The sequence below is a fragment of the Sphaerimonospora mesophila genome, from assembly GCF_001417795.1.
Classification (GTDB): Bacteria; Actinomycetota; Actinomycetes; order Streptosporangiales; family Streptosporangiaceae; genus Sphaerimonospora; species Sphaerimonospora mesophila.
The window spans coordinates 333,349-344,986 of sequence record NZ_BCBX01000032.1; the positions used below are offsets into that span (position 1 = coordinate 333,349).

At 68.4% G+C, this 11,638-nt stretch carries 10 protein-coding genes; 2 read left to right on the plus strand and 8 right to left on the minus strand.

What is annotated here, in order from left to right; genetic code table 11:
* The first annotated feature begins 12 nt into the window (after window positions 1-12).
* A complete protein-coding gene (locus tag AP234_RS09210; RefSeq protein WP_235558080.1) occupies window positions 13-1,632 on the plus strand; it encodes a lanthionine synthetase LanC family protein in 1,620 nt (539 codons plus the stop codon).
* Between the two features lie 2 nt (window positions 1,633-1,634).
* Here AP234_RS09210 and AP234_RS38480 read toward each other — a convergent pair whose 3' ends face one another.
* A complete protein-coding gene (locus AP234_RS38480; protein ID WP_055479145.1) occupies window positions 1,635-1,913 on the minus strand; it encodes a hypothetical protein in 279 nt (92 codons plus the stop codon).
* Between the two features lie 45 nt (window positions 1,914-1,958).
* Between AP234_RS38480 and AP234_RS39145 the strand changes: the two genes are divergently transcribed.
* Window positions 1,959-2,261: a cold shock domain-containing protein gene (locus tag AP234_RS39145; protein ID WP_063842828.1), complete on the plus strand. Its 303-nt coding sequence runs from the start codon at window positions 1,959-1,961 to the stop codon at window positions 2,259-2,261.
* A 68-nt stretch (window positions 2,262-2,329) separates the two neighbouring features.
* Here the strand turns inward: AP234_RS39145 and AP234_RS09225 are convergent, their stop codons facing one another.
* The 7 genes from AP234_RS09225 to AP234_RS09250 all read right to left on the minus strand — a co-directional run bounded on the left by AP234_RS09225 (window position 2,330) and on the right by AP234_RS09250 (window position 11,633).
* The gene (locus tag AP234_RS09225; protein WP_235558052.1) at window positions 2,330-4,648 is read right to left on the minus strand and encodes a polysaccharide lyase 8 family protein; all 2,319 of its coding nucleotides are present in this window, start codon (window positions 4,646-4,648) and stop codon (window positions 2,330-2,332) included.
* A gap of 17 nt (window positions 4,649-4,665) precedes the next feature.
* On the minus strand, window positions 4,666-5,139 hold the full coding sequence (locus AP234_RS36045) for a hypothetical protein (protein WP_152990322.1): 474 nt from the start codon (window positions 5,137-5,139) through the stop codon (window positions 4,666-4,668).
* The gene (locus AP234_RS09230) at window positions 5,109-6,170 is read right to left on the minus strand and encodes a hypothetical protein (RefSeq protein ID WP_055479147.1); all 1,062 of its coding nucleotides are present in this window, start codon (window positions 6,168-6,170) and stop codon (window positions 5,109-5,111) included. Before AP234_RS09230 ends, AP234_RS36045 begins: the two co-directional genes overlap by 31 nt.
* Window positions 6,171-6,182: 12 nt before the next feature.
* On the minus strand, window positions 6,183-7,310 hold the full coding sequence (locus tag AP234_RS09235) for a GTPase (protein WP_055479148.1): 1,128 nt from the start codon (window positions 7,308-7,310) through the stop codon (window positions 6,183-6,185).
* A complete protein-coding gene (locus AP234_RS09240; RefSeq protein ID WP_152990323.1) occupies window positions 7,307-9,610 on the minus strand; it encodes a hypothetical protein in 2,304 nt (767 codons plus the stop codon). Before AP234_RS09240 ends, AP234_RS09235 begins: the two co-directional genes overlap by 4 nt.
* Window positions 9,611-9,843: 233 nt before the next feature.
* Entirely contained in the window at window positions 9,844-10,563 is a 720-nt protein-coding gene (locus AP234_RS09245; protein ID WP_055479150.1) for an ABC transporter ATP-binding protein, read from the minus strand.
* Window positions 10,560-11,633, minus strand: coding sequence for an ABC transporter permease (locus AP234_RS09250; RefSeq protein WP_055479151.1), 1,074 nt, complete (start codon window positions 11,631-11,633; stop codon window positions 10,560-10,562). The genes AP234_RS09245 and AP234_RS09250 overlap by 4 nt, the downstream gene beginning before the upstream one ends.
* Window positions 11,634-11,638: the final 5 nt, after the last annotated feature.

Below are 11,638 nucleotides of genomic sequence, written 5' to 3' on the forward strand. Positions count from 1 at the left end.
GCGTACGAGTACCTGTCAGCCCAGCGAACCGGGACAGGCATCCTTTCTCCTGCCGCGCTTCGCGAACTCGTGGAGGGGGTGCGCGTCCGTGCCATCCTGCGACCGACGATGGAATACGCGACACTCCTGTCCCAGAGCTTCAGCTCTGTTCCCTTCCTCTCATCCCAGCGCCGGGAACAGGTGATCGGCGACAGCCTGGCAGCGCTCGGCGAGATGCGCCGGGACATGATCACCGACTGGACGGACGCCGAAGTACGGCAGCTCATGCGGGGCGACATCCCACGCTTCGAGCTGGAAGCCGGCACCCGGGCCTCGAGCCTGCACCGCGCGCCGGTGGAGGACGGGATCGCCCGCGTCGCGTCGATGGACCGGACCGACCTTTCCCTGCAGGTGGTGGCCATCCGCGAGCAGCTCGCACACAAACGGCTGGTCGGCCGAATCGTCGCGACGGACGCCGAGCCCGACGCGAACGCCGCGATGCTCCGGCAGATCGAGATCATCGCCGATGCGTTCGCCGACACCCTGGAAAACTGCGCAGACCTGGGGTCGTGGGCGTATGCCCAATACGTACCGGCGCTTGGCGCCATCATGAGCCATGTGGACCCCGAGGCGCTGTACGACGGGTCGGCGGGAACGGCCGTCGCGCTCGCAGAAGCGGGCCGCCTCCTCGGCCGGGACCGCTGGCGTGAGCTCGCAGCCGATATCTTCACGCCACTCGTGGCAGGGACGCCGCCCATCAGCCGTCAGCGGACGGGTGGCATGGCCAGGGGGATCGGTGGCCTCATCTTCGCCATGGGCAGGGTAGGAGCGGCTGCGGGCCGCGACGACATCCTCAGGGCGGCCTGCCGTATCGCCGTCACCTGGGGACCGGAGCTGGCACTGTCCGACCCCAAGGACGAACTCCTTTACGGGCGCGCGGGCCTGCTCCTTGGCTTTCTGTCACTGCATCAGCGAACCGGCGCCGATGAATTGACCCCAGTGATCGACCAGACTGCAGATCAACTCATCCAGCGGGCCGCACAGGGTCCCAACGGTGTCTGCTGGAGCCAGGATCCGGCCAAGGCGCTGCCGCATGTCAGCCACGGCACGTCCGGGATCGCGATGGCGCTCGCCAGGTGGGGCCGGCTCAGGGAAAACTCCAAGGCACTGGACCTGGCCGCGGAGGCCATGCGGTTCGATGACCAGTCATGGCGCCCGAACCAGAAGGGATGGCGGGACGGCCGTTTTCCCGAGGACCAGGAATACGTGACCTGGTCATGGTGCAACGGCCGGACGGGCGCACTGCTGAGCCGTTTCTCCGTGGCCGAGGATTTGGGCGACCCGTACCCGGACGGCCTGACGGTCCCGGCGCTCGCCGCATCGAACGACGACCTCACAGGCACCGTGTCGCCCGGGCTGTGCTGTGGCACCTCTGGTGCGGTGGACGCGTTCACGGAGATCTGCCGACGGGCACCTGATACCGGGCAGGAGGACCGGTTGAACAGCATCGTGACCATGCTCGCCCGCCGGACAGCCGCTTCACACCTGTCGACTCTCACCTCGTCGCTGTTCACCGGAACCGGCGGGCTGCTCTTCGCCCTCCTGCGCGCCAGCGCCCCAGACCGCGTTGATTCAGTCCTGTGGTTCGGATGAGATCACGGGTGATCGCTCGTTGCTCTCACTGTGAACTGTCCCGTAGACGATCTCCGAGTGGCGGTGCAGCGGCTGATCGAACGCCTGTCGATGGGACGTCCGGCCGTGGCCGGATACAGCTCGAAGACGGTGCCGTCTGGCAGTACAGCGGTATGGTGCTGCGGGCCGTGGCCGTGCTGCTCCCGCTCGAAGCGGATGCCGAGCGCGTCATAGAACTCTCGGCACTCCTCCATCCGCTCGGTGTAGATGACGAGCAGCACGACATGGGCGGTGGTGTTCATACTCGACATGGGACTCCCGGCCGGGGCGGATGAGATCATGGACTTGTGACGCGCGGGGTGGTCGTCGCCTGGTACGACGAGGAGGGCTGGGGAGTCCTGAGGTCGCCTGACCTTCCATCCGATGTCTTCGCCCACTTCTCCGTGATCGCCCAGATCGGGCGAGGCTATCGGTCGCTGTCTCCCGGACGGCAGGTGCACTTCACCTGGGAGGCCCGCCCCCAGGACGGATACGCGTTCAGCGCGATCGAGGTCTTCATCGAGGGGGAGGCTCCGTCCTGGGGCCGGGAGCCCGAGAATTCCGGTCCGGGCTATTCGAGCAGCCTTCGAATCGAATTCGATGACGACTGATTCCGGCCGCGGGTCCGGCGAGAGCGGCGGCGGATGAGCGGCCGGACCATGACGGAATTCCATCATGATTACGGCATTCGCATCGTCACCGTCACCGTCACCGTCACCGACGATCCCGTCAGGTCCGAGAGACGGCCGAAGGACAACGTGAGTGTCTCCCCGGTCGTGGCGCTCGTCAGGAGCTTTCCAACAACCGGTGACGGGCGAACCTCGGCAACCGGCCGGGCCCAGGTGACGGTCAACTCGCTCAGGTCGCGCCGCGGGTCCGACACGGTCAGCGTGGCCGTACCGTCGCCGATCTCCCGGACGAGAACCGCGCACGGCCCGTCGGCGGTCAGGCCGCCCACGGCTCCGGCGTTCCAGAAGTTGACCGCGGTGATGCCGAGCGACGGCACCCGTACGGCCTGCCGACGGTCCGTGTTGGCGAGCACCCGCAGCCAACCGCTCTCGGCGGCCCTGGCCCGGGTCCGCGCCAGGCTCGCCCCCGGCAGCAGCAGGTAGACATAGGCGGCCGAGGCCGGGTCGACGCCATGGTCGAGCCAGAGCGTCACGTACTCCTGAGCCACCGAGCCCTCGCCGCCACGCTGCTCGCGCAGCCTGCGCAGTGGGCCGCTGCCCGACCGCGCGGGCAGGACATAGCCGCCGTGTCCGTCCAGATGGGCCCAACCGGCGGCCTGGTCCACCGTCAACGTCGCGTCGGTCCTGCGGTTGTCCACGACGGTCTCGACCGGGACACCGTCGGCACAGGTGATCCCGGCGCCCAGACAGATCACCGCGTCATCGACGAAAAGCCACGACTTGAACGCCTCCAGGCTGCTCTCGAAGCCGTACAGATGCTGTCCGACCATCGCGTACGTGCCATCGGTGGCGCCCCCGACCCAGCGGGCGGGCGGACAGGTGCCGCCCCACTCCTCGCCGGCGCCGTCGGGCAGACGCCTCGTGGACACGGTCGTGCCCGGCAGCCGGTACGGATCGACCGTCTGCCAGAAACCGTCCGAATACTGATCGCCGTGGCCCTCGCCGGCCCACCAGTAGAGCATTCCCGACCCGGTGTGCCAGCCTCGTCGGTTCTCACCGTTGCCGTACTCGTAGTGCGCGACCCGGCTGGAGGCCATGCTGAGCGCCGCGCACCAGCCCGGTCCGCGGTGTACGGCACGGGCGCTGCTCGCAAACAGCCGATGCCCGACCGGTTCGCTCGCCGCCGTGATCGTGTCATCGTCCATGATCGCGGCGAGGCGGGCATGAAAGCCCAGATCACCGTTCAGGGCCGCCTCGAGCATGGGCTTTCCGCGGTCCCGCACCGCCCAGCCCTTCACCATGCCCTGCCAGCGGATCCGCTCGGGAGCCGGCGCCGCCTCGCCCAGCAGCAGGATCGCGGCGGCGATCTCGCGCCCCCGCCGGTGGTCGCCGTACGGCTCCCGCCCGATCCCGCGGCCCCTGACGAGATCCATGCAGAAACCGTCGTGGACGAACGGCGCGAACGACTTCTCGACGAGGTCGAAAACGGTCCGCCGAACCCCGAGGTCGATCTGCCACGGTGAGCCGCGCAGCACCGCGAGCATCGTCGCGACGCCGGTCAGCAGCACAGCGCCGTACCCGCCCTGATAGGGGATCGTGGTGTGCTGCAGGAACGAGCCGTCCCGGTGGAACCCGTCCCCCTCGTCGACGTACGAGAAGACGGGGGACAGCGCAGAGACGGCGAGCGCGGCCTTGTCCGGGTCCGCCCCGAGGACGGCACGCAGCAGCGTCACCATGCACAGATCGACGCGGTTGGCTCCGGTGCTGGTGCCGCTGTAGTCATCAAGGCGGCATTCCGGTACGAAGTGGTCCACCGCCTCGGCCAGTGCCCCGCTCTGCTCGTCCGTCAGGTGTGAACCGATCAGCATGGCCGCGTCGAGCAGTCTCTTCGGGACGCCGATCTCCCAGTCCCACCAGTTGCCGTCCGGGTCCGCACCGGCGGCGTACACGTGCCGCCGGTAGTGATCGATGCCGGCCGCCACGGCGGCGCCCAGCGTCGCGTCGCCGGTCACCCCGCTCCCCGGCAGGACGTACGCGCGGGCCATGGCCAGCAGCCGTGCCGGAGTCCGGGTGAAGGAGGGAAACGCCAGGTCGGGCCAGAGTGACGTGCCGGTCGGGGTCATGGCGTCCCGGTGCCGGGCGGCCGTCCGACCCAGCGTCGCAAGGCGGGTCTTGTACGGCTCGGCCGTCGCGTCGACTCGAGCACCCGCCGTGACGTCCCGCCAGTTGCGGCGCAGCAGCGCGAAGGAACCCGCGAAGGAGTCGTCCCTCGCCCGGCTCTCCCCACATCCGGCCCGTACGGCGTATGCCGCCGGGATCAGCACCCCGGCCGCACCGGCCGCGGCGACCCCGCCGATCTGGAGGAACAATCGCCTGGAGTGCCGATTCACGGTTCGGCGAGACCATTGTGCCGTGCTCGGAACTCCGACGGGTGAGGGATCGACGCCTGCTCGATCAGGACGTAAACCACACGACCGCCCAGAAGGCAATCAATCTCCAGCATCTCATGCGAAACCGGTGGCCGACCATAACGCGCCTTTCTGGCCCTCGGGTGTTGATGGAGGGTGCGCAACCGAGCACCATCGTCTCGTCCTAATTCGAGATCGACTGAGACGACCTCATATGAACCGAACTTATCTTTCAAAGTGCGTTTGACGATGTCCGGCGTCAATCGGCCCAGGGGTCTGCCGACATCCTCGCCGGGGACGATATATCGCCATTCGACGGACAGAGTTCCTGTCCAGGGGCTCGCATCGAGACCTGGCGTGGTCTGCGTGATATCCGCACTCAGGTTGACCCCGTCCGTGGTCGCCCATGCCGCGCGCAGGTTCATCGGGCGGCCGCGGTCGATGCTGAGCAAGACCACGGTCGATGCGCTCTCGGGTCCGAGGTCGGTCGCTCCGGCTGTTCGCCCGGCGTCATATCTGGAAAGATCTTGCTCGTCGGGCATGAGGTGATCGTCGTGGCCGCGGCGCTGAGCGCCGGTAGTGGTGTGGCGTTTCCCGTCCCGGTCAGCATCAGCCACGCGATCAGACCCACCAGCAGGATCACCACCGCCAGGGCCACCAGTGGGAGCCGTTTCCTGCCCATGGGCCGTGGTCTTCTGCTTCGAAGGTCCTTCCCGTCTGCGGGAAGGACCGGTTCGGCTTTTCCCAGGGGGTGCATCCCCTCCACCGGGGTCCGGCCACGTCGGGCGGCCAACAGAGCCAGATCGCCGGTTTCCGCTGCCGCCAGGTCCGCCACCACTGGATCATCCGGGGCCTGGACGAACGTCAGGATCAGCGCCTTGCCCTGCCGCCCGTCGAGGAGCTCCCGCACGTGGGCCACGAACGTCTCACGGCTCTTGTCGTCCGAGAGATCGCCCAGCCATCGCCGATGAGGAGGTTCCGATGTGGAGACCGCGATCGGAGGCTCCGGTTCGGAAAGACCGGACGAGAAGGCCATCCGTACCGCCTTCTCGGCGGCGCGGGCGGACTCCGGGTCGACCCCGGATGCCAACCAGTGGTCGACGGTGGTGGCGGGCAGCACCTCGTCCAGCCGTTCGGCGACCGTTGACCGGCTGGACGGCTCGCTCACGGCCTCCAGCCACAGGTTGATCAGCCTGAACGCGAATTCCCGATCCGCCGCGTCGTCACGGTCCCCGTGTTCCGGGGCGCCGGAAGCCAGGACGATGCTGAAGGTGATCGGGGTGGTGCGATTGTCCCTGCGGCGCGACTCGGCACCGTGAAGGTAGACACGCCAGCCGGCGCCGTCGGACTCGACGACGATCACCGGTTTTTCGTGGTCGGTCAGGCCGCGCCGCTTGTACTCGCTCCACCAGAACGTTTTCGGGGTGTCGCCGATGAAGCGGTAGTCGATGTCGGTGCCGCGCGTGCGGAGATGGACATGCATGGGGCGCTCCTCTCAGAGTCTGCTCACCCGCGGGCCGAAGCGCTGGGCTGCGATCTTCTCCAGAACCGCGTCCAGTGCCAGCACCCGATGCAGCGCCTCTCGCGCCTCCCTGTCGTGCTGTGCGGCGGCCGTGCGTCGTGCCTGGCGCTCCCGGTTGACCCACAACCAGATGTCGCGGAAGAAGCCCTCGCTGCGCTCCGCGTACTCCGCTGCCCGGTTCGCGAGGGCGCGCAGGTCGTCACTCTCCTGGGCACCGGCCAGGCGCTTGCCGTAGATGAGCTGCTGGGCGATCGCGGTCATCAGGTCGTCCACGCCCATGCGGGAGATCTCGGCCTTGCCGCGCACCCGGTACTTCGCGTCGAAGCCCCATATCCCGGTCGACGACTTCGTCCAGTCGGCCCGCACCAGTTCGACGCAGCCGATGGTGTCCACCGGCGCGTAGAGAATCGTCGCCTTCGGCGCCTCGGCGCGTACGGCCTGGACGACGCCCGCGTAGACGGTGTCGAAGCGTTGCCGCAGCAGGACCGAACGGTTCTTGATGCCGCCGTTGTCGTTGAAGTACGCCTCGCCCTTCACCGGGCAGAACGCCACAAGTGCGGGTTCCTCGGGGCGGCGGTTGCGCTCGATCGCCCAATCCCTCGCCACCTGCTCGACCTGGACCGTGGTGAGGAACTGTGGCAGAAGCCGCAGGTGTTCCTTCTCCGTGGTCTCCATCAGCAGCGAGGCGTCGACCGGAACGAGCAGGATCGTGCTGTCGGCGATGAACTTCCGGCACTTCTCCCACTGGTCCTCAACGCCCACGCGATCCTTGGGCTTGATCCAGCCACCGGGGAAGTCGAGCAGTTCGATGTCGATGCGCGCATCGGGCACGCCGGGGTCGAGGGCGAGCTTGAAATACGTCGGTTCCACGGTGCCCAGAAGACTCCCGTGCAGGAACTCGCCGGAGAGAAGGTCGCCCTGGAGTGCCTCACGGTTACCGTCGATCACGACCTCGGTGGCCGTGTCGGCGGCCACCATGGCCACCCCGCTCCCCGCGAGCATCCGCTGCGCCTCGGACAGCATCGCGGTGACCAGGGAGGTCTTGCCGACTCGAGACGGGCCGAGCAGTCCGATCTTGAATGCGACCTGATCCGTCGTCATGCGGCCCTCCTGGCCTCGGCGAGTGTGCCGTACAGCGTGTCGATGAGCGTCATCACCCGGTCATAGCGGACGTTGCCCTCGGCGATGCCCTGGTAGGCGCCAGGCCAGAGCTCGTCGCGGTAGGCACGCGCGAACCGCTCGAACTCCCGCTCCGAGCCGGGCGAGCCGAGCTCGTTCGACGCGCCGGACCGGATGAAGGCGTCCACGAAGTGCTCGACGGCGGCGTACGTCACCATGACGGGCGTCATCTCGCCGGCCATCAGGGCTTTGCGCACCTCGTGCGCGGCGTTCTCGGCGAGGTGAGTGAAGTTGACGTAGAGGTCCCGTGCGCCCTTCTCGGTCAGCTCGGGCACGATCACGGCGACCGGCCGGCCGGTGCGGGGATCCTCGTACTGCATGCGCAGGCCGTCGAGCTGCGGGCGCAGTAGGGGGTGCAGGTGACTGCGGTACTCCATGCGCAGGGCCAGCAGCCCCGTGACGGCCTGGTGGAGTGCCGGGCACGGGTTGCGGGGGTTGTCCAGCAGATCGGCGAGCTCGGTGAGCAGCGCCGTGCCTTCACCGGCGCCGGTCAGGAGGTCGCCGCAGTGCCGTCGAAGGATCAGGCCGACATCGCGCCGAGTCCGCTCGATCTGCCCGGAGTAGAAGGTGTCGAGTGCGGCGAACCGGTTGCCGATCTCCACGCGGATCCGGTTGATCTGCTCATCGGCGTATCGGCCGGAGCCGTCGGTGCCGAAGGCGCGGAACGCGGCGGCCTGCCAGGTCTCCGCACCGATGCCGAAGCCGCCCTCGATCCAGGCCACGACGTCGCCGTACACGGCCTTGATCGCCGCGACGTACTCCGGGTCGTCCTCGTCGGCCATCACCCGTGCCCGCAGCTCCGCGACCAGGGCGTTGAGCTCGATCGCGAGGTCTTCGCGGAGCTTGCGCGCCTGGTCGGCGATGGTCTCGGTGACGTCTCCCGACGCCGCCCGCACCGACCGCATGGCCGTGGTCAGATCGGCGAGCATGAGCTCGATCCCGGCCGCCGTGCCGGCGGCCGCCTCCCGTGCCCCCGTGAGACATTCCTCGTCCATCACGGGCAGCCGGGCCGCCAGCGCGGTCAGCAGTGGTGACAGCACTCCGCCGCGTACCGATTCCGGTTCGGCGGCGTCGGTGTCCAGTACGGTGAAGTACTTGCCCGGCTGTCCGTCGTTGACCTGATGCGTGATGTGCGCCCGCAGCGGATCGGCCAGCGACTCGGCGCCCTTCGGAGTGTTGACGACGAGATAGACGAAGTCGCCCCGGTTCCGGATCGACCCGCGTGCGAGGTCGAGCAACTTGAGAGCCTGCGCGTCCGCGGCGGTCCAGAACGCCGACGTCTCGCTCGCCTTCTTGATGAGCAGCACGACGTCGACCTCGTGCCGCAGTCCGGTGACGTGGTGGCTCTCGGCGCCCGCCGCGATCTCTCCGAGACCCGGCAGGTCGATGATCCCCAGTCGGTCGACCTCGGCGTGGGGGAACGCGCAGTCGATGCGCGCGTCCCTGACCGCGAGGTAGCGCCGCGGGACCGGGTCGGTGGAGTGCTGCGACTCGTGGGTCGGGTACGCGACGAACTGCCGGAGGTGGTCGAGGCCGACCACCATCTCCCTCTCCGCGCGACAGAGATCCTGCTCGTACGACCACAGCGCGGCGTGGATGTCCCGGAGACGTGCGAGCAGCGAGACCTTGTCCGGTTTCGGGTCGCTCAATTCCGCCGGATAGTTCCAGGTCCGGAACTCGTCGAGTGTCGTCGGCCACTGATCGAACCCCAGCTCCAGGTGGTACGCCTTGATGACTTCGTCGAGAAACGACTCGGGAGAATGCAGCCGGAGGACGGCTCGTCGCAAATCCGGCGAATTGTATATACGGCTCCGAATGGCTGTTACCGGAAGGTCTCGGCCGGTCGGGATCTGCTCGTCGCCGAGTCCCGAGATCGACTGCAGGAGCGTGCTCTTGCCCATGCGGGCGCTCCCGCTGACCCCGATGTTGACCGTGTCGCGCGAGAAGCGCGCTTCGACGGCCGTGTACTGCTCGATCACCTGTGCGACCTGGGCTCGCACCTCCGAGAGCTGCGGGATCGCCAGGCCCGCCGTTGCGTCGGGAAGAACCGAAGGATGGTTGCGAAGGAGGTCGAGTGCGCTCGAGAGACTGATCAACTGCTGGTCGACATTTCGCCAGTTTGTGATCACCGCCTGGACTTCGGGCAGTCGGGCACGCCGCCTGTCGAGCAATGCCCTGATCTCCTGCGCGATCGAAGCCCGGCCGCCTCCAGTGTTCCCCATGCGGCCAATTGAAGCTAATTAACGGAAATCTCCGGATACCCCGGTTTGGATCGTTGCAAATCCGTAATCCCGGGCAATAGTGCATCGTACTTCTGGGGTCTTTAGGACGGAATTAGCCAGATGACTGGTCTGTGCGTATTACCCTGCCCCCGAGGGAAACGCAGGTGACCGTCCTGTGGTTCGGAACCGGATGGTGGTCGCGGCCTGCCGGGCCTGGCACCGGAGGGGGCGTCTCAGGGTGCGGAACGGCCACCGCCGGCCGTCGCGACGGCTCCGGTACCGTCACCGGCGGTGAGCCTGCCATCGGTCATGGTCAGTACGGTGTCCACCATCGAGAGCGTGGCGAGATCGTGGGTGACCATCACGGTGGCCAGGCCGTTCCGCCTGGTCAGGCTGGCGAGCAGGGAGACGATCCGCTCGCCGCGGTGGTGATCGAGGGCACTGGTCGGCTCGTCCACCAGCAGCACCTCCGGGCGGTTCATCAGCGCCCGGGCGATGTTGACGCGCTGGCGTTCGCCGCCGGAGAGCTGATGGGGCCGCTTGTGCTCCTTGCCGACCAACTCCACGGCCTCGATCAGTTCGGCGGCCCGTGTCGCCGCCGCACCCGTCGGCTGCCCGGCCAGGTGGGCCATCACGAGCAGTTGGTCGAGGGCGGTCAGCGCGGGGAGCAGGTTGGACTGCTGGAACACGATGCCGATGTGGTCGCGGCGCATGCGGGTCCTGGCCGCCTGTCCGGCCCGGGAGACGTCGTGCCCGGCCACCCGTACGGTCCCCGAGTCGGGGGCGATCAGGGTGGCGGCGACGGCGAGCAGGCTGGACTTGCCCGACCCGGACGGTCCGACCACGGCGGTGAACTCGCCGGGTGCGACGGAGAGACCGACGTGATCGAGTGCGGTGAGGGTACGGTCGCCGTCGGGGTAGGTCAGCGTGATGTCGGCGAGGACGAGGCTCATCGGGAGGCTCCCAGCGCGGTCAGCGGGTCGACGGAAGTGATCTTGCGGATGGCCAGCGCGGCGCCCAGCGCGCCGAGCAGGATCATCACGGCGACCGGGGCGACGGTGGTCGAGACCGAAAGGACGAACGGGACGGCACCCTCGGCAAGGGCCCCGAGCCCGGCGGCGATCACCCCGCCGAGCCCCGCGCCGAGCAGCAGCACGACGACCGCCTGGGCGAGCGCGTCGCGCAGCAGATAGCCGGTGCTCGCGCCGAGGGCCTTCAGCACCGCGACGTCGTCGCGCCGCTGGATCGTCCACACGGTGAAGAACGCCCCGATGACCAGGGCCGAGATCGCGAACAGGAAGCCGCGCATGAGCTGCAGCGAGCCGTTCTCCGAGGAGAAGGAGCCGATGGCGGCGGGGGCGTCGGCCAGCGCGATCGTGGTCGTGCCGAGGCGCGCGTCGACGGCGGACAGGTCCGGGTCTCCGCTGGCGTGCAGCGTCAGCACGGTGGCGACCGCGTCGGCGCCGCCCCGGCGTCCCATCCGTTCCCAGTCGCCGATGGTGATCCACGCGACCGGGGCGTGGCTGTAGGAGGACTCGCCGCCGATGCCGCCGACCGTGAAGTCGTGCCCGGAGATCTGCACCCTGTCGCCCACCGCGAGCCCGGTTCCGGAGGCCAGCTTGGCGGACAGCACGACTTTTCCGGCATCCAGCGAGTCGCCAGGTTCCTCGGCCAGTGTGCCGCCTGGTTCGACCCCGAACACGGCCGTCGCCGCGCCGTCGTCACCGAAGCTGATCCGGCCCATGGTGATGCCGAGCCGTTCTGCCCTGGAGACTCCGGCGACCTTCCGCCATTCCTGCCAGGTCGTGTCGGTGATCCGGCTGTCGGAGAACGACGGCTTGTCGGTGCGGGAGAAGACGATGCGGTCGGCCGGCAGCCCTTCGATCGCGGAGATGTTCTCCTGGGCCAGCCCGGCGGTCAGGCCGGACAGCATGGTCACCAGGAGCGTGATGAGCAGGACGACCGCGCCCATGAGGGCGAACCGCCCCTTGGCGAAACGCAGGTCTCTGAGCGCCACGAACACGTGCG

Coding starts and splice junctions, on each gene's coding strand:
- AP234_RS09235 (WP_055479148.1), bottom strand. CDS start 7,310: ATGACGACGGATCAGGTCGCATTCAAGATCGGACTGCTCGGCCCGTCT.
- AP234_RS09240 (WP_152990323.1), bottom strand. CDS start 9,610: ATGGGGAACACTGGAGGCGGCCGGGCTTCGATCGCGCAGGAGATCAGG.
- AP234_RS09230 (WP_055479147.1), bottom strand. CDS start 6,170: ATGCATGTCCATCTCCGCACGCGCGGCACCGACATCGACTACCGCTTC.
- AP234_RS38480 (WP_055479145.1), bottom strand. CDS start 1,913: ATGAACACCACCGCCCATGTCGTGCTGCTCGTCATCTACACCGAGCGG.
- AP234_RS09245 (WP_055479150.1), bottom strand. CDS start 10,563: ATGAGCCTCGTCCTCGCCGACATCACGCTGACCTACCCCGACGGCGAC.